Annotated in this window: 36 protein-coding genes and 1 pseudogene; 8 read left to right on the plus strand and 29 right to left on the minus strand. The window is 45.6% G+C overall.

Annotation, left to right across the window (positions count from 1 at the left end):
- The first annotated feature begins 110 nt into the window (after positions 1-110).
- The 4 genes from recJ (at position 111) to IMZ16_RS05125 (ending at position 5,066) form a co-directional block, all read left to right on the plus strand.
- Complete coding sequence (gene recJ, locus IMZ16_RS05110) at positions 111-1,823, plus strand: single-stranded-DNA-specific exonuclease RecJ (protein ID WP_193439159.1); 1,713 nt, start codon at positions 111-113, stop codon at positions 1,821-1,823.
- A 3-nt stretch (positions 1,824-1,826) separates the two neighbouring features.
- Complete coding sequence (nadD, locus tag IMZ16_RS05115; RefSeq protein WP_193439160.1) at positions 1,827-2,414, plus strand: nicotinate (nicotinamide) nucleotide adenylyltransferase; 588 nt, start codon at positions 1,827-1,829, stop codon at positions 2,412-2,414.
- Between the two features lie 6 nt (positions 2,415-2,420).
- On the plus strand, positions 2,421-2,762 hold the full coding sequence (locus IMZ16_RS05120) for a DUF3817 domain-containing protein (RefSeq protein ID WP_193439161.1): 342 nt from the start codon (positions 2,421-2,423) through the stop codon (positions 2,760-2,762).
- Positions 2,763-2,858: 96 nt separating this feature from the next.
- Positions 2,859-5,066 (plus strand): outer membrane beta-barrel family protein, encoded by a 2,208-nt coding sequence (locus IMZ16_RS05125; RefSeq protein ID WP_193439162.1) that lies wholly within the window; start codon positions 2,859-2,861, stop codon positions 5,064-5,066.
- A gap of 6 nt (positions 5,067-5,072) precedes the next feature.
- Here the strand turns inward: IMZ16_RS05125 and ctlX are convergent, their stop codons facing one another.
- On the minus strand, positions 5,073-5,996 hold the full coding sequence (ctlX, locus tag IMZ16_RS05130) for a citrulline utilization hydrolase CtlX (RefSeq protein WP_193439163.1): 924 nt from the start codon (positions 5,994-5,996) through the stop codon (positions 5,073-5,075).
- Positions 5,997-6,062: 66 nt separating this feature from the next.
- On the opposite strand from ctlX, the gene IMZ16_RS05135 reads away from it, so the two are divergent.
- Positions 6,063-6,734 carry a copper homeostasis protein CutC gene (locus tag IMZ16_RS05135; RefSeq protein WP_193439164.1) on the plus strand — a complete coding sequence of 224 codons (672 nt, stop codon included), beginning with the start codon at positions 6,063-6,065 and terminating at the stop codon, positions 6,732-6,734.
- A gap of 133 nt (positions 6,735-6,867) precedes the next feature.
- Here the strand turns inward: IMZ16_RS05135 and IMZ16_RS05140 are convergent, their stop codons facing one another.
- Positions 6,868-7,782, minus strand: coding sequence for a dimethylarginine dimethylaminohydrolase family protein (locus IMZ16_RS05140; protein ID WP_193439165.1), 915 nt, complete (start codon positions 7,780-7,782; stop codon positions 6,868-6,870).
- Between the two features lie 234 nt (positions 7,783-8,016).
- Here IMZ16_RS05140 and IMZ16_RS05145 point away from each other — a divergent pair, with 234 nt between their 5' ends.
- Complete coding sequence (locus tag IMZ16_RS05145) at positions 8,017-8,382, plus strand: hypothetical protein (protein ID WP_193439166.1); 366 nt, start codon at positions 8,017-8,019, stop codon at positions 8,380-8,382.
- A 198-nt stretch (positions 8,383-8,580) separates the two neighbouring features.
- A complete protein-coding gene (locus tag IMZ16_RS05150; protein ID WP_193439167.1) occupies positions 8,581-9,396 on the plus strand; it encodes a T9SS type A sorting domain-containing protein in 816 nt (271 codons plus the stop codon).
- Between the two features lie 77 nt (positions 9,397-9,473).
- Here the strand turns inward: IMZ16_RS05150 and IMZ16_RS05155 are convergent, their stop codons facing one another.
- Both IMZ16_RS05155 and eno read right to left on the minus strand, forming a co-directional pair.
- Positions 9,474-10,757 carry a citrate synthase gene (locus IMZ16_RS05155; RefSeq protein ID WP_193439168.1) on the minus strand — a complete coding sequence of 428 codons (1,284 nt, stop codon included), beginning with the start codon at positions 10,755-10,757 and terminating at the stop codon, positions 9,474-9,476.
- Positions 10,758-10,814: 57 nt separating this feature from the next.
- The gene (gene eno, locus IMZ16_RS05160; RefSeq protein ID WP_193440803.1) at positions 10,815-12,116 is read right to left on the minus strand and encodes a phosphopyruvate hydratase; all 1,302 of its coding nucleotides are present in this window, start codon (positions 12,114-12,116) and stop codon (positions 10,815-10,817) included.
- Positions 12,117-12,230: 114 nt separating this feature from the next.
- Here eno and IMZ16_RS05165 point away from each other — a divergent pair, with 114 nt between their 5' ends.
- A complete protein-coding gene (locus IMZ16_RS05165; protein ID WP_193439169.1) occupies positions 12,231-12,575 on the plus strand; it encodes a hypothetical protein in 345 nt (114 codons plus the stop codon).
- A gap of 242 nt (positions 12,576-12,817) precedes the next feature.
- Here the strand turns inward: IMZ16_RS05165 and rplQ are convergent.
- From rplQ to rplB, 25 genes and pseudogenes are all read right to left on the minus strand, one after another.
- Positions 12,818-13,306: pseudogene (rplQ, locus tag IMZ16_RS05170) on the minus strand (50S ribosomal protein L17); the annotation flags it as partial.
- Positions 13,307-13,311: 5 nt separating this feature from the next.
- A complete protein-coding gene (locus IMZ16_RS05175) occupies positions 13,312-14,307 on the minus strand; it encodes a DNA-directed RNA polymerase subunit alpha (RefSeq protein ID WP_193439171.1) in 996 nt (331 codons plus the stop codon).
- A gap of 33 nt (positions 14,308-14,340) precedes the next feature.
- On the minus strand, positions 14,341-14,949 hold the full coding sequence (gene rpsD, locus IMZ16_RS05180; protein ID WP_073177590.1) for a 30S ribosomal protein S4: 609 nt from the start codon (positions 14,947-14,949) through the stop codon (positions 14,341-14,343).
- Between the two features lie 107 nt (positions 14,950-15,056).
- Positions 15,057-15,446 (minus strand): 30S ribosomal protein S11, encoded by a 390-nt coding sequence (gene rpsK, locus IMZ16_RS05185; RefSeq protein ID WP_193439172.1) that lies wholly within the window; start codon positions 15,444-15,446, stop codon positions 15,057-15,059.
- A gap of 12 nt (positions 15,447-15,458) precedes the next feature.
- A complete protein-coding gene (gene rpsM / locus IMZ16_RS05190) occupies positions 15,459-15,836 on the minus strand; it encodes a 30S ribosomal protein S13 (protein WP_073177594.1) in 378 nt (125 codons plus the stop codon).
- Positions 15,837-15,846: 10 nt separating this feature from the next.
- Positions 15,847-15,963 carry a type B 50S ribosomal protein L36 gene (gene ykgO / locus IMZ16_RS05195; protein ID WP_014203383.1) on the minus strand — a complete coding sequence of 39 codons (117 nt, stop codon included), beginning with the start codon at positions 15,961-15,963 and terminating at the stop codon, positions 15,847-15,849.
- A gap of 36 nt (positions 15,964-15,999) precedes the next feature.
- Positions 16,000-16,215: a translation initiation factor IF-1 gene (gene infA, locus IMZ16_RS05200; RefSeq protein WP_073177595.1), complete on the minus strand. Its 216-nt coding sequence runs from the start codon at positions 16,213-16,215 to the stop codon at positions 16,000-16,002.
- Positions 16,216-16,220: 5 nt separating this feature from the next.
- On the minus strand, positions 16,221-17,600 hold the full coding sequence (gene secY / locus IMZ16_RS05205) for a preprotein translocase subunit SecY (protein ID WP_073177597.1): 1,380 nt from the start codon (positions 17,598-17,600) through the stop codon (positions 16,221-16,223).
- Between the two features lie 8 nt (positions 17,601-17,608).
- On the minus strand, positions 17,609-18,058 hold the full coding sequence (rplO, locus tag IMZ16_RS05210; RefSeq protein WP_073177599.1) for a 50S ribosomal protein L15: 450 nt from the start codon (positions 18,056-18,058) through the stop codon (positions 17,609-17,611).
- A 62-nt stretch (positions 18,059-18,120) separates the two neighbouring features.
- Positions 18,121-18,297 (minus strand): 50S ribosomal protein L30, encoded by a 177-nt coding sequence (gene rpmD / locus IMZ16_RS05215; RefSeq protein WP_073177600.1) that lies wholly within the window; start codon positions 18,295-18,297, stop codon positions 18,121-18,123.
- Between the two features lie 14 nt (positions 18,298-18,311).
- Positions 18,312-18,833, minus strand: a complete 522-nt coding sequence (gene rpsE / locus IMZ16_RS05220) for a 30S ribosomal protein S5 (RefSeq protein WP_193439173.1) — start codon at positions 18,831-18,833, stop codon at positions 18,312-18,314.
- A gap of 16 nt (positions 18,834-18,849) precedes the next feature.
- Positions 18,850-19,197 carry a 50S ribosomal protein L18 gene (gene rplR, locus IMZ16_RS05225; protein WP_073177603.1) on the minus strand — a complete coding sequence of 116 codons (348 nt, stop codon included), beginning with the start codon at positions 19,195-19,197 and terminating at the stop codon, positions 18,850-18,852.
- Between the two features lie 13 nt (positions 19,198-19,210).
- A complete protein-coding gene (gene rplF / locus IMZ16_RS05230) occupies positions 19,211-19,756 on the minus strand; it encodes a 50S ribosomal protein L6 (protein ID WP_073177605.1) in 546 nt (181 codons plus the stop codon).
- 21 nt (positions 19,757-19,777) lie between these two features.
- Positions 19,778-20,176, minus strand: a complete 399-nt coding sequence (gene rpsH / locus IMZ16_RS05235) for a 30S ribosomal protein S8 (RefSeq protein WP_193439174.1) — start codon at positions 20,174-20,176, stop codon at positions 19,778-19,780.
- A gap of 72 nt (positions 20,177-20,248) precedes the next feature.
- The gene (gene rpsN, locus IMZ16_RS05240; RefSeq protein ID WP_002661334.1) at positions 20,249-20,518 is read right to left on the minus strand and encodes a 30S ribosomal protein S14; all 270 of its coding nucleotides are present in this window, start codon (positions 20,516-20,518) and stop codon (positions 20,249-20,251) included.
- Between the two features lie 2 nt (positions 20,519-20,520).
- Positions 20,521-21,072 (minus strand): 50S ribosomal protein L5, encoded by a 552-nt coding sequence (gene rplE, locus IMZ16_RS05245; RefSeq protein ID WP_073177608.1) that lies wholly within the window; start codon positions 21,070-21,072, stop codon positions 20,521-20,523.
- 2 nt (positions 21,073-21,074) lie between these two features.
- Positions 21,075-21,395 (minus strand): 50S ribosomal protein L24, encoded by a 321-nt coding sequence (gene rplX, locus IMZ16_RS05250; RefSeq protein ID WP_193439175.1) that lies wholly within the window; start codon positions 21,393-21,395, stop codon positions 21,075-21,077.
- A gap of 20 nt (positions 21,396-21,415) precedes the next feature.
- The gene (rplN, locus tag IMZ16_RS05255; protein ID WP_073177612.1) at positions 21,416-21,784 is read right to left on the minus strand and encodes a 50S ribosomal protein L14; all 369 of its coding nucleotides are present in this window, start codon (positions 21,782-21,784) and stop codon (positions 21,416-21,418) included.
- On the minus strand, positions 21,784-22,038 hold the full coding sequence (gene rpsQ / locus IMZ16_RS05260) for a 30S ribosomal protein S17 (protein ID WP_073177613.1): 255 nt from the start codon (positions 22,036-22,038) through the stop codon (positions 21,784-21,786). Before rpsQ ends, rplN begins: the two co-directional genes overlap by 1 nt.
- Positions 22,039-22,052: 14 nt before the next feature.
- Positions 22,053-22,241, minus strand: a complete 189-nt coding sequence (rpmC, locus tag IMZ16_RS05265) for a 50S ribosomal protein L29 (RefSeq protein ID WP_193439176.1) — start codon at positions 22,239-22,241, stop codon at positions 22,053-22,055.
- Positions 22,242-22,252: 11 nt separating this feature from the next.
- Complete coding sequence (gene rplP / locus IMZ16_RS05270) at positions 22,253-22,678, minus strand: 50S ribosomal protein L16 (protein ID WP_073177616.1); 426 nt, start codon at positions 22,676-22,678, stop codon at positions 22,253-22,255.
- 107 nt (positions 22,679-22,785) lie between these two features.
- Positions 22,786-23,520, minus strand: coding sequence for a 30S ribosomal protein S3 (rpsC, locus tag IMZ16_RS05275; protein WP_073177618.1), 735 nt, complete (start codon positions 23,518-23,520; stop codon positions 22,786-22,788).
- An 8-nt stretch (positions 23,521-23,528) separates the two neighbouring features.
- Complete coding sequence (rplV, locus tag IMZ16_RS05280) at positions 23,529-23,927, minus strand: 50S ribosomal protein L22 (protein WP_073177620.1); 399 nt, start codon at positions 23,925-23,927, stop codon at positions 23,529-23,531.
- 5 nt (positions 23,928-23,932) lie between these two features.
- Entirely contained in the window at positions 23,933-24,211 is a 279-nt protein-coding gene (rpsS, locus tag IMZ16_RS05285) for a 30S ribosomal protein S19 (RefSeq protein WP_073177622.1), read from the minus strand.
- Between the two features lie 2 nt (positions 24,212-24,213).
- Complete coding sequence (gene rplB, locus IMZ16_RS05290) at positions 24,214-25,035, minus strand: 50S ribosomal protein L2 (protein WP_073177624.1); 822 nt, start codon at positions 25,033-25,035, stop codon at positions 24,214-24,216.
- Positions 25,036-25,054: the final 19 nt, after the last annotated feature.

Below are 25,054 nucleotides of genomic sequence, written 5' to 3' on the forward strand. Positions count from 1 at the left end.
AGTTTCGGCGCTTTTTTTCAAACCAAAAGGATTAGTTTTGCCACCTTGTGAATTACTTTGCCTTTCTACTTTTCCTCGGCTCTTATCCGTTTTCCTTATCTTTGTCAATTATGAATCAAAAGTGGATTTTCCGGCAGGAACCTGATGAAGAAACGGTGGACAGGCTCAGTATGTCGCTCGGTTTCGGCACTTTTGAATCTAAACTGCTGGTGCTGCGCGGCATCGATAATTACGAAAAAGCCCGCGAATTCTTCAAGCCGAAAATGGAAGACATCCACAACCCCTTCCTGATGGCCGATATGCAGAAGGCAGTGGAACGCGTAGCCACAGCCATAGAAAACGGCGAGAAAATCCTGATATACGGCGATTATGATGTGGATGGAACCACGGCGGTTTCGCTGATGTACCTATACCTTTCCAAAATCGTGGAAAAGCGCTACCTGGATTTCTACATACCGGACAGAAACTCCGAAGGCTACGGCATTTCACACGAAGGCATACAGTTTGCGCATCAAAACGGCTTCAGCTTGATTATCGCTTTAGACTGCGGCATCAAATCGAACGAAAAGGTGGAATTTGCGCGGCAGTTCGGCATAGATTTCATCATTTGTGACCACCATTTGCCCGGCGAAGAAATTCCGAACGCTGCGGCAGTTCTCGATCCGAAGCGCAAAGATTGCCGCTATCCTTTCAAGGAGCTTTCGGGCTGCGGTGTAGGCTTCAAGCTTTGCCAGGGCCTGAACACCATTTACAAAATTCCGGAATCGGAAATTTTCGAGCTTACGGATTTGCTGGCGATTTCCATCGCTGCGGACATTGTTTCGATGACGGGCGAAAACCGGACGCTTGCAAAAATGGGACTGAAAATCCTTCGGAAAACCCGGAACATCGGGCTGAGGTTGCTCATCCCGGATGAAAAACTGCCAACCTACGATATTTCCAACATCGTGTTTGAAATAGCGCCGAAAATCAACGCTGCGGGAAGAATTTCCCACGGAAAATCTGCGGTGGAACTGATGGTTTCCGACAACCTGAAACACGCCCACCAAATCGTAAATGAGATTGTGGACCTGAATGATTCCCGAAGAATGCTGGATTCTGCCAGCACGGCAGAAGCGCTGGAACAGGTCCTCGAAACCAGGCAAACCGAAAACTTTACCACCGTGGTTTACGGGCCGCACTGGAACAAGGGCGTCATCGGCATCGTGGCTTCCCGCCTCACCGAAACCTACTACAAACCCACCGTGGTTTTCACCGATGGGAACAATGGTGAGCTGGTGGCATCGGTACGCTCCGTTCCGGAATTTGATGTGCACAAGGCGCTAGAGCAGTGCTCGGAATTTTTTATCAAATTCGGCGGGCATCCTGCTGCTGCAGGGCTTTCAATGGAAAAGGAACGCTTCGATGAATTTAAAATAAAATTCGAAGAAGTGGTGGCGGAAATGATTCGGGATGAACAAAAAGTGCCCACTTTAACCATCGACAGCGTAGCGGTAATTGAAAACCTGAACCGCGATTTCTTCAACTTCCACAGAAAGCTGGCGCCCTTTGGTCCGCACAATATGAAGCCAGTGCTGGTGCTGGAAAACCAAAGCGCCTCTGGCCTTGTAAAGCAGATGGGAAAAGACGGCAACCACATAAAATTCTACATCCATAACCCGGCAAATTCCCGAAACATCGAGTGTGTGGGCTGGAAGCTTGGGACTTTTCTGGAAGATTTTAAAACAAAATCTTTCGACCTTGCTTTTACGGTGGAAGAAAATCACTGGAAGGGCAATGTGACTTACTACCTGCAAATTCGTGATGTAAAATTTCTGAATTAAAAAATGCGCAAAAAAACGGGACTTTTTTTCGGATCTTTCAATCCTATTCATATCGGGCATTTAATCCTGGCTAATTATATTCTGGAAAATTCTGATATGCAGGAACTATGGTTCATAGTAAGCCCACAGAATCCGTTCAAGGAAAAAAAATCCCTTTTGGATGATATGACAAGGCTGGATTTGGTAGAACGCGCTTTGCGGAATTATGAAAAAATGCGTGTTTCCAATGTGGAATTTTCATTACCGAAACCAAGCTATACCATTGATACTTTGACCTATCTGAAAGAAAAATTCCCGAACCATAGCTTTGCGCTGATAATGGGCGAAGACAACCTTGCCGGCTTGCCGAAATGGAAAAATTCGGAACTTCTGGTGAAGAATTACCAAATCATCGTTTACCCGAGGTATTTCGAGAAAAGCGAAACGCTGGAGAGCTACGAAGAGCACGAGAACATCACGCTGATTGATGCACCAATTATTGAGCTTTCTGCCACGCAAATTCGGCAAATGATAAAGGAAGGCAAGAATGTGCGGCCGATGCTTCCACCCGAAGTTTTCGATTACATCGATGGCTCCAGCCTATATAAATAACTGATAATGAGCATTGTAGAAAAATTTCTGGAAAAATATCCGCAGGGAAAAATCGTGCGGTGGTTCAGGTTGGTATGTATACTGGAAGCGGTTTCCTGGCTGTTACTTTTTTCTGCAATGGTGTGGATTCGGATGGATAGGGAAAGCCTGGCACCCACCATTTACATCATTATTATGGGCAATATTCACGGGCTTTTCTTCACGCTTTATCTTTTGCTGGTTTTCCCAGCGAAGAAAATTTTCCGGTGGGATGATGAGGATTTCGTGTTTGCTTTGGGCGCAGCTTTCTTCCCTTTGGCAACAATCTGGGTGGATAAAAAGCTGGCACAGTTCAACCGTGGAGAATAAATTTCGCCCCAACATTTTTTTTAAAACTTTTTCTACATTGCATTGCATAGTATAAAAAAAAACATATATCTTTGCCTCGTTAAAAGATTTGAAACGATGAGAAAGATAAGCATCGCAGCCCTACTTTTAGGCGGAATGATTTCCGCGCAGCAAACGCCGAAGCAAGATTCTGCAAAGGCGAAGGACATTCAGGAAGTGAATATCACGAAGAAAATTTTCGAGCGGAAAACCGACAGGATGGTGTACGATGTAGCGGCATCGCCTTCTGCAAAAGGCAGCACAGCGCTGGATCTTCTCAAAGAAACGCCAACGGTAATAGCCACCGAAGATGATAAATTTTCAATGCCGGGAAAAAGCGCCGTGGCCATCTACATCAACGGGCGAAAAACGAATATGAATGCCGATGCGCTGAACGCTATGCTGAAAAACACACCGGCGGAAAACATCTCCAAAATCGAAGTGATTTCTATGCCGGGCAGCGAATTTGATGTGCCGGGAAATACGGGCATCATCAACATTGTAATGAAAAAACGCACAACGGACGGCTACAACGGAACGCTGAGAATGGAAAACGAAAAGGCGTACCGCAGCAATCCTTCTACCGCGCTGAACCTGAACCTGCGGCAGAATAAATTCGGTGCGAACATCAGCACGGGCTACAGCGAAACAACTTATTTTCAGGAGATGATTCTGGAAAACGGAATACGCGAAAATTATACGGTGAGCAGCGGAAGTATAAATCTTTTGTCCAAAAACCTGTACGCCAACCTTAGCCTGGATTATGATATTAATGAGAAAAACTATCTGAACTTCGGCTTTAATTCGAACTTCTCGAGAATTAAAAATTATTCTGCGGAATTTTCCAACCAAAGCTTCTACAGCGGCAGCATCACGAATGAAAACTATAACCGAACGGATAATCCGAAGAATCAGTCGGACAACCTTTCCGGGCAGATCCGCTATGAACTGACGCACGGAAAGAACGACAGCAAGTTGAAATTCTTCGCATCCTACCTGAATTATAAAAAAGATGAGCACAGCGAAAACCGCACCTTTGCGCTGCCAACGATGAGAATGCTGGGCGGTTTTAACCAGATTTCACCACAGCAGATAGATGCCTTTATTTTTCAGGGGGACGAAGTCCTGAAGTTCAAGGATGAAAGCACGCTGAGTTTCGGCGGGAATGTAAACCTTACCAAAACCGATAATGATACGCGGTATGAAACTGCGGACGGTTTCTATTTCATCACAAATCCTGAACTTAGCAACCACTTCGTTTACAAGGAAAATATAGCTTCTGCCTACACGAATTATGAGAGGAATTTCAGCGAGAAAATCTCGGCAAAAGCAGGGCTGAGATTTGAGCATACAACGATGGACGGTGAAATTTCTGACAAGCCGGAATACAACTTCCGCCGTTCGCTGAACGACATCCTGCCCTTCGTAAACCTGAGCTGGCAGCCTACAGAAAAACACAGCCTGAACTATGGCTTCACGAGCAGGGTGCAGCGCCCAAGCTTCTGGGAACTGAACCCGGTGAGAAACTATACCACGCCGAATAATTATGTTCAGAACAATCCGTTTATGATCCCGGCAAAAATCTATGAGCAGGAATTGATGTATATGCTGAACGGCGCCTGGTATCTGCAGCTGAGCCACTACTACACCAGGCATGCTTCCGCGCAAATTCCTTTGCAGAAAACCGATGCCAGCGGAGATGTTTCGCTAAGGTACATCCGCACGAACTACGGTGATAATCAGGGCATTACAGCAACCGTAGGAATGCAAAAGGCTTTCCTGAAGGGCAGATGGATTGCTAATGCTTCCGCCAACTTCAGCCACCAAAAGTACAGCGGAAGCGTGGATACAGACCCGCTGACTCTGGAAGTTTTCGAGCCATACATGGTGGATAGAACCACGGATTTTCTCACCATCACTGCTGGCAGCAGATATGCTTTCGACAAGGCTAAAACCTGGTGGCTGAATGCACAGTATTTCCTGCAAACGAAAAAAGAATTGGAGATGGGACATCTGCCGCTGCTGCACACGCTGAACCTTTCCCTACAGAAAAACTGGGAAAACTGGACTTTCAAGGGCTCGGTATCTGATGTGTTTAACGGCCTTAGAAAAATGGATATCATTAATGAAAATGGCAACGGCTATTTCAATAATGTTCGGCAGAGAAACTACAGCCAAAGATTTGCGCTGGGCATCACCTACAATTTCGGCAACCAAAAGCTGAAACGCACAAGGCAGGACGGCGGCGAAGCCAGCGAGCTGAAAAGCAGAACCGGCGGGAAATAATCTCGCTTATTTTCTTGGCAGGAAAACTTCGCTCATCATACAGCGCGCGCTTCCGCCGCCGTTCGTTTCGATGGTGTGAAGATCAGCGTAGATGATTTCGGAAAATTTTTCAATTTGGGAAATCTGTTTCGGCGACAAGGACTTGTAGGCAGATTCGCTCATTACCAAAAAAGTTTGCCCTTCGGAATTCCGCACCTGCAGCATATTTCCAGCGAAATTCTGCATTTGCTCTTCGGAGATTTCCACGATTTCCTTCCTGGTAAGTTTCAGCTTTTCCTCAACCATTTCCCGTTCCAGTTCGCTGTCGATGGCATCCAGGCAAATCACCGCAAATCTATCGGCTACGCACATCATCACATTGGTATGGTATATTGGCAGCCTTTCTTCGCCAGCAGTTTGGAAGCTGTGGAAAACCACGGGTTCATAGCCGATTTTCGTGCAATAATCACGGAAAAGCTGCTCATTCAGCCTTAGCGAAACCGAGCCGTAAGCCACTTTGTTATCGTGATCGAAAATCATACTTCCGGTGCCTTCCAGAAATTTCCCTTCATTTTCGCTGCCGCTCAAATCCACGATTTCCGTAATTGTAAACCCTTGATTTTCAACTTCTTCCAAAATTTCTTTGCGGCGTTCATCTCTTCGGTTTGGTGCAAACATCGGGAAAAGCGTCACCCTTCCATCGCTGCCGAAACCTACCCAGTTATTCGGGAAAATGGAATCGGGTGTGTGCGGATCCAAAGTGTCTTTCACTGTGATCACATTAATGCCCTTTGCCCGGAGCTTTTCCACAAAAGCATTAAATTCCTTCAGCGCATTTCCCTGAGTATCAGCACTTTCCGCATTGTTTTGGAAATAATTATTTTCGGCAGTCTGTGCATTGTAGCCAAAAGCTACGGGCTCTATCATCAAAACGGTATCGGTAGCCTGCATTGTTCTTTGTAAATTTTTCAGGACAAAATTAACCAAATTTCCGTACTTTGCGGAAGAGTTTTTGCGATGGAAAACCTACTGGAAATTGCCTGCTTTGAAATGACTTCCGCTGAAACGGCGCTGCGCTCAGTAGCCGATAGGATTGAGTTTTGCGCCGGGCAAAGCTTGGGCGGCATCACGCCAAATATTGATGAATTCCGCTATTTGAAGAGCCACTACAGCAAGCCGATTTTCGTGATGATTCGCCCGAAAGGCGGCGGCTTTCTCTATTCCGATGAGGATTTTCTGCGGATGAAAAACAGCATCGTGGAATTTAAAAATGCCGGTGCAGACGGTTTTGTTTTCGGCGTTCTTTCGCACGGCAACATCATCGATATGGAAAGAAACCGCGAGCTTCTAAGTTTGGCGGCAGGGAAGCCCTGCACTTTTCACCGTGCTATCGACCGTACTCCTGATGTGGAAAAATCTGTGGGAAAATTAATTGAGCTGGGCTTCCGCAATGTGCTGACTTCCGGCGGTGAAGATACTGCGATGAAAGGCCGCGATGTCCTAAAAACGCTGGTGGAAAGGTATTCTCACCGCATCAATATTTTAGTTGGCGGCGGCGTTCGTTCCGGCAACATTCGCGAACTGAAGGATTTTACCGGTGCGTGGAATTTCCATTCTTCCGCAATTCCATCTTACGAAACCTATGCCAACGAAGATGAAATAATGCGCCTGAAAGCGGAAATAAGTTAGGTTGATTTTCAGGTTGAGGTTAAGAAATTTCAGGCAAAGGTGCAGAGATATTTTCTCGTTTAAGATTACAATATTTCTTTGTGGATTTTGCTGAAAAATTTTTGCGTGCAATATCACTTAATTTCCTAATCTCTCAATCCCTAACCAGCGGCATTGTGCTGCAGCGCAGAAGCCCGCCCATTTTGGAAATTTCGCGGTACGGAATCTCTTCCACGGTGAAGTTCCACTCGTTTCGAAGGAAATCGTTCATCCCGGTAAAGGCCGAATCTGATACGATGACTTCCGGCGAAATCGAGAAAATGTTCGGGTTCATCGCAAACATTTCTTCCCTGCTTACCTGGAAGCAATTTTCTTCACCGAAAATATCGAGCAGCAAATTGTAATCGGCCTCATCCACAAAACCATCTTTGTAGATGATGCATTTATCCGTACCTATCGGGTTGAAAGTGCAGTCCAGGTGCAGGATGCCTTCGTAAGGCACGGTGTCATTTTTCTTCAATTCCAGGTCTATAATGCGCTTTTTCGGGAAGTATTCCTTCAGAATTTCTATGGCGTACTCGTTGGTTCTCGCCGTTTTGAAATTCCTGTAATCCTCTGAAAAGCAGGTGCCTATGAAGAGGAAATCGTTCCATACAATTACATCGCCACCTTCAATGTGCGCAGTTTCCGGCAGGTTGATGATTTTGCGCCATTCCACCTTCTCGAAAATTTTGCTGTAGGCATCCTGTTCATCGGCTCTGTCCGGCAGAAGATTGGCAAGTATCATCTTATCATCAATCACGAAGGCCACATCTCGCGCGAAAACCTGGTTATAATCCTGGATGACATCCGGCCGGAAAACTTCCACGCCGTACTTTTTCAGCACGCTTTCAAAGGCGCACATTTCCGCAGTGATGTCTTCTTCCGTAGGATAATTTCCCTGCTGAATCGTGTGGTAGGATTTCGCGTCGTAGCTATCTTCCAGCGTAGGCACGGCGCCGTTCGATTTTGGCTGGCCCAGCACCACAGAGCGCAGCCTGCCGGTTTCGTTTTTAATGTTGAGTTGCATAGCGCTTCAAAGATAGGGATAATGCAGCAATGTGTAAATGAAGTGAGAGGCAGGAAGAACACATCATTTTACAGAGAAAATAATATCTTCGCCGATTGTAATACACAACCTCTTATGAAGACCCTTAGGTTTGTGCTTTTTTTTGCTGCCCCTTTCTGTGCCTTTATCATTTTCAAGTTTGTATTACCGGACCTCAACTATCGTGAGGACGAGCATTTGCCTCTAAAAAGAACCGTGAAAAGTTCTGAAATTATTAAAATCCGAAACTATGGCGATGGATGGCCGCGGTACAGAAAAGTGCTCCAGCTTACATTTACTGACCACAGCAGGCTGATTTTTACTGGTGAAAAAGGTAGCCATTCTAAGGAGATTCGCGCAAAAGCCAAGCCTGGTTCGGAAGTGATATTCCGGAAGAGGCTTGTAGGAAATTCCGAACACAATCCGCATTCATTAATGATAGACGAGGAGGTAATTTATACTAAAAAAGATTTTGAAGCATATTCTTATTTCGCACTAGTATGTCTTTCCCTACCCATTTTATTGTGCGTTTACATAGAATTTCTGAATATAATAAATTCAATAAAGGCTAGAAGTTCATAAACACTAAATAATATGTATAGCATATGACTTTTTTAAAAAGGCCTTCCCACCTCGTTTTTGAGTTGTATTTTTGTCCAAAATCAAATAAACACAAATCATGAAAAAGATTATTCTTGCAGCAAGCTTTTTTGCAGCAGCGCAGATCACGGCGCAGACCACCATTTCATTTGAAACATCCGAAGGTTATAAACCGGAAAGTTGAAAGGCCAGAAAGACAATGAATGGGTATTCTCCTGGCAAAGGCCAACTCAGGCTGAAATGGATGCAATACAGATTTCAAGAGACAAAGCATCCACGGGATCCCAATCACTGAAAATTGCATACAACAGCAAGAGCCCCGCGTCTTCAACGAATGCTACTTACGAAATTACCCACTTGTATAAAACGAAGCTGGATGCTAATGACGCTGCCTTTTCAGTAGATGTATACCTTACTGATGCATCTAAAACTTTCCATACCATATTTGGCGAAGGAGAAAAGGAAACAGCGTTCCGTGTAAATTTTAAAGGAGGGGAAGTTTATGTACTTACTAAATCTGATGAGTCTTTGGTCTATGCAGGGAAATGGAATGCCAATAAATGGATGAAACTGAAAGTAGAATCCCTGAATGGTAAGCTCAACTATTACTTAGACGGAAAGCTAATAAAATCGGTACCGGCTATTACTAAAGAGAAATGGACAATGACCTCATTCGCCCATAACAACGCCAGCGGAGACGCGTATTTTGACAATGTTAAATATGGATCCACAAAAAGTTTAGCAGTTACTGAAATTCAGAAAGGGGAAAATAGGCTTGTAATAAATCCAAATCCTGCTTCAGAATTTATAAATATAAAATCCGGAGGGTATAACTTAGAAGCATACAAAATTTACTCCTCAGATGGTAAACTCGTGCTGGAAGGCACCAAGCCTGCTGAGAGAATTTCCGTGAGCAGCCTCCCGAAGGGCGTTTATATTTTAACGGCTCAAACCGCAGATGGCCAGTCCATTAGCAGCAAGTTTATTAAAAAATAGAGACTTTATTTAATAAATTAGAAACTAAAATCCCTTCCGAATTTGGAAGGGATTTTTTTTGTTATTTTTTGCGAAGATTACCTGTTCTCCATTTTCACATATTCGCGCACCTGCGCCCCTTGGTACACCTGTCTCGGTCTGCCAATTGGGTCGCCTTTTTTGCGCATTTCTTTCCATTGGGAAATCCAGCCTGGCAGCCTTCCCAGCGCAAACATCACAGTGAACATTTCTGTAGGGATGCCCAGCGCTCTGTAAATAATTCCGGAATAGAAATCCACATTTGGATAAAGTTTTTTACTTACGAAATAATCATCTTCCAGCGCAACCTGCTCCAGCTGAAGTGCGATGTCCAAAGCCTTATCGTGAATGCCAAGGGAATTCAGAATATCATCCGCCGCTTTTTTGATGATTTTTGCTCTTGGGTCAAAATTCTTGTAAACCCTGTGCCCAAAGCCCATCAGGCGGAAATTATCCTCCTTGTTTTTCGCTTTCTCCACATATTTCGCTACATCGCCGCCGTCCTGCTCTATCATTTCCAGCATCTCGATTACTGCCTGGTTTGCACCGCCGTGAAGCGGACCCCAAAGCGCGGAAACGCCCGCGGAGATAGACGCGAACAGGCCTGTGTGTGCAGAGCCCACCATCCGTACGGTGGAAGTAGAGCAGTTCTGCTCGTGGTCTGCGTGGAGAATCAGAAGCTTATCCAGAGCGCCTACAACTACAGGATCAATTTCAAATTCCTCGTAAGGCTTGCGGAAAGTCATCCGGTAGAAGTTCTCCACATAGTTCAGCTTATTATCCCCGTGGTTTACTGGAAGGCCCATTTTCTTGCGGTAAGTCCACGCACAAAGGTGGGCAAATTTGGAAATCAGCATAATGGATGCGTGTTCCATATCATCCTCGGAGCTTACATCCACAGACTTCGGATTGAAGGCTACGAGTGCGGAAGTAAGCGACGAGAGTACACCCATAGGATGCGCAGAACGAGGAAACGCATCCAGGATTTTCTTCATCTCATCGGCTACGAAGTTGTAATGCTTTATTTCATTTTCAAAGACTTCAAACTGATCCTTAGTGGGCAACTCCCCGTGAAGCAGAAGGTACATCACCTCCGAAAAGTTTGACTGTTCCGCGATTTGCTCAATCGGATAGCCCCTGTAGTAAAGCTCGCCCTTATCCCCATCAAGATAAGTAATTTCGCTGATGGTGGCCCCAGTGTTTTTATATCCAAGGTCCAGGGTGATGAGGCCTGTCTGATCGCGCAGTTTCGAAATATCGAAACCCTTATCGCCCATCGTGCTGTCTACAACCGGGAATTCATATTCCTGACCGTTGTATTTTAATTGTACTGAATCTGACATTTATATTTTTTTAATTGTTCATGACTTAAATCCCTGCCTGCATCAGGGTTGCAGGTTTTAAATTTTTCCTCTGGAAATATGAAAAGCTGACAAACCAGGGAACACTGCGGATTCTCCCAGTGCTTCCTCGATTCTCAGCAACTGGTTGTACTTCGCCATTCTGTCTGAGCGCGATGCAGAGCCGGTTTTAATCTGTCCGCAGTTTGTAGCCACCGCCAAATCAGCGATGGTGGAATCTTCCGTTTCGCCGCTACGGTGAGACATCACGGCAGTATATCTGTTGCGCTGCGCCATCTGTACGGCATCCAGCGTTTCCGTCAATGAGCCGATTTGGTTTACTTTCACCAAAATGGAATTCGCCACATTCTGCTCGATGCCCTGAGAAAGCCGCCTCACATTCGTTACAAACAAATCATCGCCCACAAGCTGCACCCTGTCGCCAATTTTCTCGGTAAGCATTTTCCAGCCATCCCAGTCGTCCTCGTGCATTCCGTCTTCTATGGAAATAATCGGATATTTGTTCACCAGCTCTTCAAGGTAAGAAGCCTGCTCGCTGCTTGAATACTGCGCCGCATCTTCGGTCTGGAATTTTCTGTAATCGTAAACGCCGTCTTTGTAGAATTCGGAAGATGCACAATCTAGCGCAAGCATCACATCGTCGCCAGGCTTGTAGCCTGCCTTTTCAATTGCCTGTAGCAAAGTATCGAGCGCATCCTCTGTTCCCGTGAAAGTCGGTGCGAAACCGCCTTCATCGCCAACCGCAGTGGAAAGGCCTCTGTCGTGAAGGATTTTCTTCAGGCTATGGAAAATCTCCGTGCCTTTGCGCAAAGCGTGCGAGAAGGAATCCGCCTTCACAGGCATTACCATAAATTCCTGAAACGCAATCGGCGCATCGGAATGCGAACCGCCGTTAATTACATTCATCATCGGCACAGGCAGCGTGTTGGCATTTACGCCGCCCACATATTTGTAAAGCGGCAGCCGCAGTTCTGCAGCCGCAGCCTTCGCCGCAGCAAGGGATACGCCCAAGATTGCATTGGCGCCCAGCTTACCTTTGTTATCGGAACCGTCCAGCTCCACCATTATTCTGTCGATAAGGTTCTGCTCGAAAACAGGCATACCAATCAATTCTGGTGCGATGGTTTCGCGGACATTCTCCACCGCCTTCATCACGCCTTTTCCAAGAAAATCTTCGCCGCCGTCTCTCAGCTCCACGGCTTCGTGCTCACCTGTGGAAGCGCCAGAAGGCACCGCAGCACGGCCCATAGCACCGCTCTCTGTGAATACATCTACTTCTACTGTGGGATTTCCGCGCGAATCCAGGATCTGCCGTGCTTCGATATAAGATATGTAGCTCATCTTGTTGGTTTTAATGATTTCTACAAATTTAAGGATTTCGTATGAAAGCACCGAGAGAATTATGTGCCGAAGTATCTTAATTTTAATTAACTTTGGAAAAGATTTTTTAAAAAAATGAAAAGATTAATAATTGCTGCAGGTACTTGCGGCCTCATAAGCATTACAGCCTGCAATAAGGAAAATAATGAAAACCTTGCCACCACGGAACAGGCTGCAGGCCCCAGAAAGCCTGGCGACCACGGCAGTTTTACATACAGGGCAAAAGATGGCTCACGAGCAAGGGTATATTTCGATCATAAGAAAAATACGATGAGCATAACATCGAATAATACCACCTTCGAGCTGGATGATAAAGGCAGCGGCCATTACGAGCGGCGTGGCATTACAGCAGACAGGAAGGGTGATTCCTTAATTATCACTCAGGAGGAGAATGTGATAGAGCTGGTTTGGGACAATTAATAACCAAACAGGCATCCGTAACGGGATGCCTGTTTATTGCTAAGTTATAAAAATTATTTTTCTTCCTCCTCGGCGGCCGGCGTACCGGTAGCTTTGTCGATATTTACATCCTGCTCATCCGCAGGAGCGTTGGGATCGTCAGAGATTCTTACAGATTCGCCCTCCGTCATTTCATCTTGTGATGTTTGTTCTTCGGATGCCTGAACGGTGGTAGCTTCAGTAGATTCATCCATTGTTACATTCTCCATATCTGTTTCCATAACTATTGAGCTTTCTTCGGCAGAAACATTCTCTGAAACGGCAGCCTTTTTAGCTGTAGAACGCCGGCTTCTTCTGGTAGCTTTTTTCTCTTCTGCCTTAGGGTTATAGAGGTCATTAAAGTCAACGAGCTCTATCATTGCTGTATCAGCAGCGTCGCCAACGCGGAATCCTGTTTTGATGATGCGCGTATAGCCACCCGGACGATCTGCAATCTTTGGGGCAACTGTCCGGAAGAGCTCTGTTACTGCATACTTGTTTTGTAGATATGCGAAAACGGTTCTTCTGTTATGCGTGGTATCTTCCTTGGCTCTGGTCAGAATCGGCTCTACATATACACGGAGTGCCTTCGCCTTAGCCACAGTAGTGTTGATTCTTTTATGCTCTATGAGAGAACAAGCCATATTAGAGAGCATCGCCTTCCGGTGCGGGGCGGTTCTTCCCAAGTGATTATTTTTTTTACCGTGTCTCATTGTAATTATTTATCAGCGTCAAGTTTATATTTCGCCACATCAAAGCCAAAATTAAGGCCTTTGCTGTGTACTAGTTCTTCAAGCTCGGTAAGGGATTTTTTACCAAAATTCCTGAATTTCATCAGATCAGTTTTGCTGTAAGAAACCAATTCGCCAAGAGTTTCCACCTCAGCAGCTTTCAGGCAGTTCAGTGCGCGCACGGAAAGATCCATATCCGCGAGTTTAGATTTAAGAAGCTGGCGGGTATGCATAGTTTCTTCATCATACTGAGCACTTGCCTTTACGGCTTCTGTCTCAAGAGTGATTCTTTCATCTGAAAAAAGCATAAAATGATAGATGAGGATTTTGGAAGCCTCTGTAAGCGCTCCCTGCGGGCTGATAGACCCGTCTGTCTCAATATCAATCACGAGTTTTTCATAGTCCGTTTTCTGCTCAACACGATAGTTTTCAATAGAATACTGAACTTTTTTTATTGGCGTATATACGGAATCAATTGCAATCGTTCCTATTGGCGCATTTGCAGGTTTGTTTAATTCAGATGGTACATATCCGCGTCCCTTACCGATTTCAAAAGTTATTTCAAACTGTACATCAGTAGTTGTATGCGCGATGACAAGATCCGGATTCAAAACAGTGAAACCGTTGATGGATTTTTCAAAATCTCCAGCAGTAATCATCTCCTGTCCGGAAATCTTAACGGTAACTGTTTCCCCTTCTTGCTTTTTAGAATTAGCCTTGAAACGGAGTTGCTTAAGGTTGAGAATAATCTCGGTAACATCTTCTACCACTCCCGGTATTGTAGAGAACTCGTGTTCTACTCCTTCGATTTTAATGGAGGTAATAGCGTAACCTTCCAAAGATGAAAGCAGCACCCTGCGAAGGGCATTACCAATCGTAAGGCCAAAGCCTGGCTCCAGAGGCCTGAACTCGAACTGACCCTTAAAATCGTCTGAGTTCAGCAGGACGACTTTATCAGGTTTAATGAATTGTAAAATTGCCATAGTATTTTTGGGGCTTTAGCGAAAGGTTATGGATTATTTAGAGTAAAGCTCGACGATGAGGTTCTCCTTGATGTCCTCAGGTATCTGGATCCGCTCCGGAGCGGAAATAAAGGTACCTTCCTGCTTCTCATCGTTGTACTGCAGCCATTCGTAAGATGAGCGACTAGCCAGCGCATCACTCACTACTTCCAGTGACTTGGATTTCTCGCGCACAGCTACTACATCTCCAGCCTTCAGAATATATGAAGGGATATTTACAATTTCTCCATTCACAGTGATGTGGCGGTGAGAGGTCAGCTGTCTTGCAGCAGCTCTAGTCTTTGCGAAGCCCAGTCTGTACACCACATTATCCAGACGGGATTCACACAGCTGTAGTAAAACCTCACCTGTAACACCTTTCGCGCGGTTTGCCCGCTCGTACATATTGGCAAACTGTCTTTCTAGAATGCCGTAGGTATACTTTGCCTTTTGTTTTTCAGCTAGCTGAATAGCGTATTCCGAGCGCTTCGCACCTCTTCTCTTATTTGGTCCGTGCTGCCCCGGCGGTTGGTTCTTACGCCTTTCGAAATTTTTATCATCACCAAAAATTGGCGCTCCAAACTTACGCGCTATTTTGGTTTTTGGTCCTGTATATCTTGCCATTTAAAAATAATTTAGAATTAAAAGCCTGCGCAAATCAGATTAAGATTGATGTTGAGCAAGTTGTTAACCTCCAAACTCCAATCCTAGCGGCGCAAACTAAAGAGTTCCTACACTCTTCTCCTTTTTGGTGGACGGCATCCATTATGAGGGATTGGCGTCACATCAATAATTTCGGTAACTTCGATACCGGAATTATGAATCGTTCTAATCGCTGACTCGCGGCCTGCACCAGGTCCTTTCACATATACTTTTACTCTTCTGAGACCCGCCTCGTGTGCCACCGCTGAGCAGTTTTCCGCTGCCATTTGTGCGGCGAACGGCGTGTTCTTTTTAGAACCGCGAAAGCCCATCTTGCCTGCAGAAGCCCATGATATCACCTCCCCGTTCTTATTGGTGAGGGAGATGATGATATTATTGAAAGAAGACTGGATATGCGCTTCACCGATGGCTTCTACTTTTACTTTTCTTTTCTTGACTGTTTTGGTCTGTTTTGCCATTTTTCTTAACGATTATTTAGTCGCCTTCTTCTTGTTAGCAACAGTTTTTCTCTTTCCTTTACGGGTTCTCGAGTTGTTTTTCGTTCTCTGGCCTCTTAAAGGTAATCCAAGCCTATGACGTATTCCTCGTTGGCAACCTATATCCATCAGGCGCTTGATGTTTAGCTGAACTTCAGAACGAAGCTCACCTTCCACCTTTACATTATCAGTAATGTAAGACCTGATGGCAGCCAATTCATCGTCATTCCAATCTCCGACTTTTTTGTCTTCGCTGATACCGGCGGACTTAAGGATCTCCGAAGCGGTGCTTCTTCCGATGCCGTAGATATAAGTCAAGCCGATAACACCTCTTTTGTTTTTAGGTAAATCTATACCGGAAATTCTTGCCATAAATTTTTACTTAGCCTTGTCTTTGTTTAAATTTCGGATTCTTTTTGTTGATCACATAGAGTACCCCCTTACGGCGTACAATTTTGCAATCAGCGCTTCTTTTTTTGATCGATGCTCTTACTTTCATTGCTTTGCTTTATGCTAAATTTAAAATGCAATCAGGTCAATACCTGAAAGTGATCCTCCCTTTTGAAAGATCGTAAGGCGACATCTCAAGTCGCACCTTGTCTCCTGGGAGCAGTTTTATATAGTGCATACGCATCTTGCCCGAAATATGGGCAATCAACATATGACCGTTCTCCAGCTCTACGCGGAACTGCGCATTGGACAATGCTTCAGTAATCACGCCATCCTGCTCGATATGTTTTTGTTTCGCCATAATAATTACAACCCTGAAGTTCTGGAAAGTTTACTTTGCATCAGCCCATCATAATGATGATTCAGCAGATAAGTGTTAATTTGCTGCACCGTATCCAGGATAACGCCAACCATGATGAGCAGCGAAGTTCCTCCGAAGAACAGTGCGAAAGCATCTGTCTGCACGATAGTTCCATGTACTATCGCGGGAAGGACTGCAAAGATAGCTAAAAAAATTGAACCCGGCAAGGTGATTTTTGACAGAATATCATCAAGATAATCTGCAGTTTCCTTACCCGGGCGAACTTTAGGGATTAGGCCGCCATTTCGTTTTAAATCATCTGCCATCTGGTTTACAGGAATGGTGATCGCAGTGTAAAAAAATGAAAAAACAATTATCAGTATTGCAAACAAAACATTATACTGCCAGCTAAAGACATTTTTGAACCCTGCAAGGAATGTATTACTTTCATCCACCTGAGTCAAAAGGCCAGGGATGAACATAAGCGCTTGGGCAAAAATGATTGGCATCACGCCTGAAGCATTGACCTTCAGCGGTATATACTGCCGCGCACCCTGCATCAGGTTCCGGTTGACGCCGCCTCGCGCTTGAGCCCTGCTTACATACTGAATCGGGATCTTGCGTACAGCCACCGAAAGCATAATAGCCAGTACTACCACAAGCATCCAGAACAGAACTTCAATTAAAACCATTATGGTCCCTGCACCGCCCTTTCCTGTTTGGGTAGCGACCTCCTGTGCAAAAGCCTCTGGCAGTCTGGATAAAATTCCCACCATTATGAGAATCGAAATACCGTTGCCGATACCTTTGTCGGTAATTTTTTCCCCAAGCCACATCGCGAACACTGCGCCAGCAACAAGGAGCACCACCGACGGCAGCCAGAACCAGATAGATCCCGGTTCTACGAAATACGCCGTACGAAACTGCTCATACGGTAGGAATACACCTGTGATGGTACCAAGATAGAAAGGTGCCTGAACAAGGCAAACCCCTATCGTAAGCCAGCGGGTAATCTGGTTCAAGGTATTTCTTCCGGACTCTCCGTCCTTCTGCAGCTTCTGGAGATATGGAATCGCCATACCCATCAACTGTACGATGATGGAAGCAGAAATATAGGGCATAATCCCCAGCGCCAGGATGGAAGCATTGGCAAAAGCACCACCGGTAAAGGAGGACAACAGCCCCAAAAGCCCTGCCCCCTGATTATTACCGCCCTGCTTTCTGTAATGATCGAGCAGGTTGCCGACTTCTGCGAGGTTGATGGCAGGAAGTGAAATGTGCGTCGCGAATCTATACACAAGAATCATCCCAAGAGTGAAGAGAATTTTTTCTCTCAACTCATTTACGCTCCAGATGTTTTTTAATGTCTGTATAAATTCTTTCATTACAAATATTAAAGTGTAACAGCTTTCCCGCCAGCCTTCTCTATTAGATCCGCTGCTGATTTTGTAAACTTATCAGCAGAGATATTTACGCCGGACTTCAGCTCACCTCTGCCCAATATTTTTACCAATTCATTCTTCGCAAGCAAACCATGCTCTATCAAAACCTCCCTTGTAATATCTCCAGAGAGATTTTTAGTGTCGATAAGTGTCTGGATAGTATCCAGGTTGATTCCACGATATTCCTTGCGGTTAATATTATTAAAACCGAACTTCGGAAGCCTTCTCTGAAGCGGCATCTGCCCACCTTCGAAGCCTATTTTCTGTGAATATCCGGCTCTGGACTTCTGTCCTTTGTGCCCTTTTGTGGAGGTGCCGCCTTTCCCGCTGCCCTGGCCACGGCCAATTCTTTTGGAATTGTGCGTAGATCCTGCAGCCGGCTTTAGATTACTTAGATTCATTTTCTTGTTTGGTTTAAAGTAAATGGATGAAGACCGAAAATAAGCCAGCATCCATCTTGAATTTATTTTTGAACTTCCACTAAATGGCTTACGGTACGGATCATTCCCTGGATTGTAGGGTTGTCCTCGTGTTCTACCACCTGGTGAAGTTTCCTGAATCCTAAAGCTTCAAGTGTTCTTTTCTGGTTCTTGGTGCGGCCGATTGCGCTGCGCACCTGTTTAACTTTTATAGTCGCCATTGTCCTGAAGTTATTTAGTGTTTAAAAACTTTATCCAGTGTAATACCCCTCATCCTTGCAATTTCTTCCGGCGTTCTCATATCGAGGAGGGCGCGGAATGTTGCTTTAACCACATTATGCGGGTTGGAAGAGCCTTTGGATTTTGAAAGGATATCCCTAACACCCGCAGATTCCAGTACGGCACGAACCGCACCACCTGCTATAAGGCCCGTACCTTCCGCCGCTGGGCGAAGAAATATATCAGCGCCGCCGTAGCGTGCGGTAGTTTCATGCGGGATGGTAGCATGCGTCACAGGTACGCGTACTAGGTTTTTCTTCGCATCCTCCACCGCTTTTGCGATGGCGGTAGCTACCTCTTTTGCCTTACCGAGTCCGAAACCAATTACCCCGGCCTCATCCCCTACCACAACGATAGCGGAAAAGCCGAACGCACGACCCCCTTTGGTCACTTTTGTTACTCTGTTTACAGCTACGAGACGATCTTTAAGCTCTAATCCTCCCGGCTTTACTTTTTCTACATTATCTATTCCTAACATTTTTCCGAAATTTAGATTAGAATTTAAGACCGCCTTCTCTTGCCCCATCTGCCAGAGCTTTTACTCTGCCATGGTACACGAAGCCGTTTCTGTCAAACACTACATTTTCAATACCGGCGGCTTTTGCTTTCTCGGCGATTGCCTTGCCAACCTCCGTGGAGATTTCTGTTTTAGTACCAGAAACATTCAGTGCGCGGGAAGAAGCTGCCGCAAGTGTGCGGCCCTCTTTATCATCGATAAGCTGTGCGTAAATCTCTTTGTTGCTTTTATAAACGGACAGTCTCGGTCTTTCGGAAGAGCCGGTGATTTTCCCTCTTACTCTTCTTTTTATCCTTTGTCTTTTTTGTTCTTTCGTAAGTGCCATTTCTTAAAATTTATTAAGCAGATTTACCAGCTTTTCTTCTAACTTCTTCACCAACAAAGCGGATACCTTTTCCTTTGTAAGGCTCAGGCTTGCGGAAGGATCGGATCTTTGCCGTTACCATACCCAGCAGTTGCTTGTCGTGCGAGCTGAGAGTGATGATCGGGTTTTTACCCTTTTCCGTCTGAGTATCCACTTTTACTTCCGCAGGCAGTTCTACCACGATACCGTGGGAGAAGCCGAGCGCGAGCTCCAGTTTCTGTCCGGAGTGGGAGGCTCTGTAGCCCACACCTACAAGCTCCAGCTGCTTGGTGAACCCCTCGGATGTACCGACAACCATATTGTTGATGAGTGCGCGGTACAGGCCGTGCAGTGCCTTGTGCTGCTTGGAGTCAGACGGGCGCGTTACTGTAAGCACCCCGTCATTCTGCTCTATAGAAATACCCTCGCTAAGCTCTTGGGAAAGCTCTCCCTTCGGGCCTTTCACAGTTACAGTTTCCCCATTTTGGGATACCGTAACTCCTGCAGGGATATTTATAATTGCGTTACCAATTCTTGACATTTTCCTTTTTCTTTAAAAATATTAATAAACATAGCAAATTACCTCGCCGCCCACATGCTCGTTCTTAGCCTGCTTGCCAGTCATCACGCCTTTGGAAGTAGAAATCACCGCGATACCCAGACCGTTAAGCACCCTTGGCAGTTCGTCGGCACCTGCGTAATAACGCAGACCCGGACGGGACGCCCGCTGAATTGACTTAATGGCCGGCTTACCGGTTTTTTTATCATACTTCAAGGCGATCTTGATATTCCCCTGAACAGCATTATCCTCAAACTTATAGTTTGCGATATAACCCTGATCAAACAGAATCTTGGTAATCTCCTTTTTGATTTTCGATGCAGGAATTTCCACCACTTTGTGGCCTGCGCATTGTGCGTTCCTTACTCTTGTCAGGAAATCTGAAATTGGATCTGTTAACATTTAATTTAATTATTGGTTAATGACAGGCAGTATTTAAACTATTAAACTTACCTGTCCTGATGTAAAAACTCGTTACCAACTTGCTTTTTTCACGCCAGGGATGAGGCCTTGGTTTGCCATCTCGCGGAAGGTAACTCTGGAGATGCCAAATGTCCTCATGTAGCCCCTTGGCCTACCTGTAAGCTTGCAGCGGTTGTGCAGCCTTACCGGCGAAGCGTTTTTCGGTAGTTTCTGCAGTGCCTCGTAGTCTCCGGCTTCTTTCAGAGCTTTGCGCTTCTCGGCATATTTCGCTACCATAGCTTCTCTTTTGCGCTCGCGCGCTTTCATTGATTCTTTTGCCATTCTTATTTCTTTTTAAATGGTAGACCGAAGTGGGTAAGCAAAGACTTCGCCTCTTTGTCCGTCTTCGCAGTAGTCACAAATGTGATGTCCATACCCTGGATCTTCTTCACTTTGTCGATAACGATTTCCGGGAAGATGATCTGCTCGGTAATACCTAAGTTATAATTGCCTCTTCCGTCGAAGCCATCTGCCTTAATTCCGTTAAAGTCGCGGATGCGCGGCAGCGCTGAGGAAGTAAGTCTGTCCAGAAACTCATACATTCTGTCTGCTCGGAGGGTCACCTTCGCTCCTACGGGCATACCTTTTCTGAGTTTAAATGCAGCCTCATCTTTTTTGGATATGGTACCTACAGCCTTCTGACCTGCGATTGCGGTAAGTTCCTCCACTGCATAATCGATGATTTTCTTATCAGCTGTAGCATCGCCAAGCCCCTGAGAGATTACGATCTTTTCAAGCTTTGGCACCTGCATTACGCTCTTATATCCGAACTCCTCCATCATCGCCGGGATGATTTCGGATTTGTATTTTTGTTTTGGTCTTGCGATATATTCCATGATCAGATTTCTTTACCGGTTGTTTTAGCGATTCTCACTTTTCTGTCGCCATCGATTTTGTAAGCGACTTTCGTTGGTTTCCCGGTTTCATCCATGAGGGATACATTGGAGATGTGGAGCGGCGCTTCTTTCTCTACAATACCTCCCTGCGGATTGGCGGCTGAAGGTTTTGTGTGTCTTTTCACAACATTTACGCCGGCAACCACCACGCGCGGGTCTTTGCCCTCCTTGCGGATCACTTCCAGTACCTCACCTTTAAGACCTTTATTTCTGCCGGTGGTAACGATCACATTATCACCTCTTCTTATTTTAACTTTAGTCATTATCAGAATAGTTTAAAGGGTTAAAGTACTTCAGGCGCAAGGGAAATCACCTTCATATATTCTTTATCTCTCAATTCTCTTGCCACAGGGCCGAACACGCGGGTCCCCCTCATCTCCCCTGCCGCGTTCAGAAGCACGCAGGCATTATCATCAAACTTGATATAAGAGCCGTCCTTCCTCCTTACAGCCTTCTTCGTGCGCACCACTACAGCTTTGGAAACCTGGCCTTTCTTCGCATTCCCGGATGGGGTAGAATCTTTGATAGTCACGACGATTCTATCACCTACGGAAGCATATCTTCTTCTGGTACCGCCCAGCACTCTGATTACCAGCACCTCCTTCGCACCGGTGTTATCAGCAACTTTTAATCTTGATTCTGTCTGTAACATTACTTCGCTTTTTCAATAATTCTCACCAGTCTCCATCTTTTGCTCTTGCTGAGCGGGCGTGTCTCCTGGATTAATACTGTATCGCCTTCCTGGCACTCGTTCTTCTCATCGTGTGCATGGTATTTCTTCGTCTTTAGTACAAACTTACCATACATCGGGTGTTTCATTCTCGCAGTCTCGCTTACAACAATCGTCTTATCCATTTTGTTGCTGGAAACCACTCCGATTCTTTCTTTTCTTAAATTTCTTTCCATTTTCAAAAAGGGACTTATTGTTGTCTAGATGCTATTTCTGTATTCAGTCTCGCGATGGTTCTGCGCATATTCTTAATCTGCATCGGATTCTCTACCGGGCTGATCTTGTGCGCCAGCTTTATCCTTTGGTACTCCGCAGTAGTCTGAGCCAGCTGTGCCTGCAAATCTTCAGCGCTTAAGTTTTTAATTTCAGCTTGTTTCATTTCGGTAAGATTTATTCAGGTTTTACAAAATCATTAGCTACTACAAACTTGGTAACGATCGGCAGCTTCTGAGCCGCGAGGCGCAATGCCTCCTTTGCAGTCTCGTAAGGTACCCCGCCGACTTCAAACATAATCTTACCAGGCTTTACTACCGCTACCCAATATTCTACAGCACCCTTACCCTTACCCATACGAACTTCCGCAGGTTTCTTGGTAATCGGCTTATCCGGGAAGATTTTAATCCAAAGCTGCCCCTCCCTTTTCATATATCTCGTCGCTGCAATACGGGCTGACTCTATCTGCCTTGCAGTAATCCAAGCTCCTTCCACCGCCTTGATGCCGAAAGTTCCATACGCAAGCTGGCTACCCCGCTGCGCATTTCCCTTCATCTTCATCTTATGAACACGACGGAATTTTACTCTTTTTGGTTGTAACATTTTATTTGAATATTAGATGTTAGATAATAGATGTTAGATGTTAGATAATTTTCAATCAGCGCTTGTAACGGAAGTTCTAATTTCTAATTTCCTACTTCTAACCCTAATTAATTATTGTTTCTTCTTGGGCGACGCTCTCTCTCACCGCGCTCCGGGCGGTCTCCCCTTCCTGCAGATGCCTTCTTCTGCTGACCTACCAGCGGAGTAAGCTCGCGCTTGCCGTACACTTCTCCCTTCATGATCCAGACTTTTACGCCAAGCCTGCCGTAAGCGGTGTGCGCCTCTGCCCAGTTGTAATCGATATCTGCACGGAAAGTAGAAAGCGGGATACGGCCCTCCTTGAAGGATTCGCTCCTTGCCATCTCCGCTCCGTTCAGACGGCCGGAAATCATAACTTTAATACCTTCTGCTCCCATCCTCATTGTGGAAGCCATCGCCATCTTTACCGCCCTTCTGTAAGAGATACGGTTTTCGATCTGCTTGGCAATGCTTTCAGAAACAAGCACCGCATCCAGCTCCGGTCTTTTGATTTCAAAGATGTTGATCTGAACATCCTTGCCGGTAAGCTTTTTGAGCTCCTCTTTCAGCTTATCCACTTCCTGTCCGCCTTTGCCAATAATCAGCCCGGGGCGCGCAGTGGTGATGGTAACGGTAACAAGCTTAAGCGTTCTTTCGATATAAATTCTGGAAACGCTGGCCTTAGAAAGTCTTGCTCCAAGGTATTTTCTGATCTGATAATCTTCCTTGATACGGTCGCCATAGTCGTTCCCGCCATACCAGTTAGAGTCCCATCCTCTGATGATGCCTAACCTGTTGCCAATTGGATTTGTCTTCTGTCCCATACCTTGAATTAGATTTCTTTATTGCCTAAAATGATTGTCACATGGTTGCTTCTCTTGCGGATTCTGTGCCCCCTGCCCTGCGGTGCTGGACGAAGCCTTTTCAGCTGGCGTGCGCTATCCACATAGATTTCTTTAACGATAAGGTTTGCCTCCTCTATGTCCGCGCCCTCGTTCTTCACCTGCCAGTTCGCCATTGCGGAAAGCAGGAGTTTTTCCAGCTTGTTCGATGCTTCTTTTTTGGAATATTTAAGGATGTAGAGAGCCTTATCAACACTCTCTCCGCGGATGATATCAGCAACGAGTCTCATCTTGCGGGGAGAGGACGGGCAGTCATTCAGGCGTGCCTTTACCACATCCCTGTTCATTTCTTTGCGCGCAAGTGCGCTGTCCTGTTTTCTTGATCCCATAATGATTATCTGCTGCCTTTATTTTTGTTACCTGCGTGTCCTCGGAAGGATCTTGTCGGAGAAAATTCGCCAAGCTTGTGCCCTACCATGTTTTCAGTGACATACACAGGCACGAAAGTTTTGCCGTTATGTACTGCGATGGTCTGGCCTACAAAGTCCGGAGAGATCATGGAAGCTCTGGACCAAGTTTTTATTACAGTTTTCTTTCCTGATTCTATATTTGCCTGAACCTTCTTATCTAAATGATGTGCGATAAAAGGCCCTTTTTTAAGTGATCTAGCCATAATTATTTCCTTTTAGATACGATATAGCGGTTCGAAGTTTTATTTTTCTTTCTGGTTTTGTATCCCTTAGCCGGCATACCTTTGCGAGATCTCGGGTGGCCGCCGGAAGATCTACCTTCACCACCACCCATCGGGTGGTCTACAGGGTTCATTACCACGGCTCTTGTCCTTGGCCTTCTTCCAAGCCATCTGCTGCGGCCTGCCTTACCGGAAACGGTAAGCTGGTGATCGGAGTTGGATACGGAACCGATGGTTGCCATACACTCCACAAGGATCATTCTGGACTCACCGGAAGGGAGTTTAATGATCGCATACTTCCCGTCGCGGGAGGTCAGCTGCGCGGAAGATCCTGCGGATCTCGCCATAATAGCGCCCTGCCCGGGCCGCATCTCGATGCAGGAAATCACCGTACCAAGCGGGATGTTCCTGAGCTTCATTGCATTACCGATGTTTGGTTCCACATTCTCCCCGGACACGATCTTCTGCCCCACCTTGATGCCATTCGGTGCGATGATGTACCTCTTCTCTCCATCGGTATATTCTACCAGGGCGATGAAGGCTGTCCTGTTCGGGTCGTACTCTACAGATTTTACTTCAGCCTCTACATCAAATTTGTTTCGCTTGAAGTCAATAATTCTGTATTTCCGCTTGTGTCCACCTCCGGTGTAACGCATGGTCATCTTACCAGTGTTGTTACGCCCACCAGACTTCTTAATACCGACTGTGAGAGACTTCTCAGGCCTGTTGGTAGTAATTTCCTCAAAGTTGTTCACAACTCTGAATCTCTGTCCCGGGGTGATAGGTTTTAATTTTCTAACAGACATTACTAATTGTTAAATGATT

Source organism: Cruoricaptor ignavus (genome assembly GCF_014961145.1).
GTDB lineage: Bacteria > Bacteroidota > Bacteroidia > Flavobacteriales > Weeksellaceae > Cruoricaptor > Cruoricaptor ignavus.

Excerpts from the sequence above, each read along its gene's own strand:
- rpsN (WP_002661334.1), bottom strand. The coding sequence starts at position 20,518 with ATGGCAAAAGAATCAATGAAAGCGCGCGAGCGCAAAAGAGAAGCTATG.
- rplN (WP_073177612.1), bottom strand. The coding sequence starts at position 21,784 with ATGTTACAGACAGAATCAAGATTAAAAGTTGCTGATAACACCGGTGCG.
- ctlX (WP_193439163.1), bottom strand. The coding sequence starts at position 5,996 with ATGCAGGCTACCGATACCGTTTTGATGATAGAGCCCGTAGCTTTTGGC.
- rpsQ (WP_073177613.1), bottom strand. The coding sequence starts at position 22,038 with ATGGAAAGAAATTTAAGAAAAGAAAGAATCGGAGTGGTTTCCAGCAAC.
- IMZ16_RS05120 (WP_193439161.1), top strand. The coding sequence starts at position 2,421 with ATGAGCATTGTAGAAAAATTTCTGGAAAAATATCCGCAGGGAAAAATC.
- rplR (WP_073177603.1), bottom strand. The coding sequence starts at position 19,197 with ATGGCACTTACGAAAGAACAAAAAAGACAAAGGATAAAAAGAAGAGTA.
- rplB (WP_073177624.1), bottom strand. The coding sequence starts at position 25,035 with ATGTCTGTTAGAAAATTAAAACCTATCACCCCGGGACAGAGATTCAGA.
- secY (WP_073177597.1), bottom strand. The coding sequence starts at position 17,600 with ATGAAAGAATTTATACAGACATTAAAAAACATCTGGAGCGTAAATGAG.
- recJ (WP_193439159.1), top strand. The coding sequence starts at position 111 with ATGAATCAAAAGTGGATTTTCCGGCAGGAACCTGATGAAGAAACGGTG.
- ykgO (WP_014203383.1), bottom strand. The coding sequence starts at position 15,963 with ATGAAAGTAAGAGCATCGATCAAAAAAAGAAGCGCTGATTGCAAAATT.
- rplF (WP_073177605.1), bottom strand. The coding sequence starts at position 19,756 with ATGTCAAGAATTGGTAACGCAATTATAAATATCCCTGCAGGAGTTACG.
- rpsC (WP_073177618.1), bottom strand. The coding sequence starts at position 23,520 with ATGGGACAGAAGACAAATCCAATTGGCAACAGGTTAGGCATCATCAGA.
- IMZ16_RS05125 (WP_193439162.1), top strand. The coding sequence starts at position 2,859 with ATGAGAAAGATAAGCATCGCAGCCCTACTTTTAGGCGGAATGATTTCC.
- rpsS (WP_073177622.1), bottom strand. The coding sequence starts at position 24,211 with ATGGCTAGATCACTTAAAAAAGGGCCTTTTATCGCACATCATTTAGAT.
- IMZ16_RS05135 (WP_193439164.1), top strand. The coding sequence starts at position 6,063 with ATGGAAAACCTACTGGAAATTGCCTGCTTTGAAATGACTTCCGCTGAA.
- rpsH (WP_193439174.1), bottom strand. The coding sequence starts at position 20,176 with ATGTTAACAGATCCAATTTCAGATTTCCTGACAAGAGTAAGGAACGCA.
- IMZ16_RS05165 (WP_193439169.1), top strand. The coding sequence starts at position 12,231 with ATGAAAAGATTAATAATTGCTGCAGGTACTTGCGGCCTCATAAGCATT.
- rpsD (WP_073177590.1), bottom strand. The coding sequence starts at position 14,949 with ATGGCAAGATATACAGGACCAAAAACCAAAATAGCGCGTAAGTTTGGA.
- rplX (WP_193439175.1), bottom strand. The coding sequence starts at position 21,395 with ATGACTAAAGTTAAAATAAGAAGAGGTGATAATGTGATCGTTACCACC.
- infA (WP_073177595.1), bottom strand. The coding sequence starts at position 16,215 with ATGGCGAAACAAAAACATATCGAGCAGGATGGCGTGATTACTGAAGCA.
- rpmC (WP_193439176.1), bottom strand. The coding sequence starts at position 22,241 with ATGAAACAAGCTGAAATTAAAAACTTAAGCGCTGAAGATTTGCAGGCA.
- nadD (WP_193439160.1), top strand. The coding sequence starts at position 1,827 with ATGCGCAAAAAAACGGGACTTTTTTTCGGATCTTTCAATCCTATTCAT.
- rpsK (WP_193439172.1), bottom strand. The coding sequence starts at position 15,446 with ATGGCAAAACAGACCAAAACAGTCAAGAAAAGAAAAGTAAAAGTAGAA.
- rplV (WP_073177620.1), bottom strand. The coding sequence starts at position 23,927 with ATGGGATCAAGAAAACAGGACAGCGCACTTGCGCGCAAAGAAATGAAC.
- IMZ16_RS05175 (WP_193439171.1), bottom strand. The coding sequence starts at position 14,307 with ATGGCAATTTTACAATTCATTAAACCTGATAAAGTCGTCCTGCTGAAC.
- IMZ16_RS05155 (WP_193439168.1), bottom strand. The coding sequence starts at position 10,757 with ATGTCAGATTCAGTACAATTAAAATACAACGGTCAGGAATATGAATTC.
- rplE (WP_073177608.1), bottom strand. The coding sequence starts at position 21,072 with ATGGAATATATCGCAAGACCAAAACAAAAATACAAATCCGAAATCATC.
- IMZ16_RS05140 (WP_193439165.1), bottom strand. The coding sequence starts at position 7,782 with ATGCAACTCAACATTAAAAACGAAACCGGCAGGCTGCGCTCTGTGGTG.
- rpmD (WP_073177600.1), bottom strand. The coding sequence starts at position 18,297 with ATGGCGACTATAAAAGTTAAACAGGTGCGCAGCGCAATCGGCCGCACC.
- eno (WP_193440803.1), bottom strand. The coding sequence starts at position 12,116 with ATGAGCTACATATCTTATATCGAAGCACGGCAGATCCTGGATTCGCGC.
- rpsM (WP_073177594.1), bottom strand. The coding sequence starts at position 15,836 with ATGGCAAGAATTTCCGGTATAGATTTACCTAAAAACAAAAGAGGTGTT.
- rplP (WP_073177616.1), bottom strand. The coding sequence starts at position 22,678 with ATGTTACAACCAAAAAGAGTAAAATTCCGTCGTGTTCATAAGATGAAG.
- rpsE (WP_193439173.1), bottom strand. The coding sequence starts at position 18,833 with ATGTTAGGAATAGATAATGTAGAAAAAGTAAAGCCGGGAGGATTAGAG.
- rplO (WP_073177599.1), bottom strand. The coding sequence starts at position 18,058 with ATGAATCTAAGTAATCTAAAGCCGGCTGCAGGATCTACGCACAATTCC.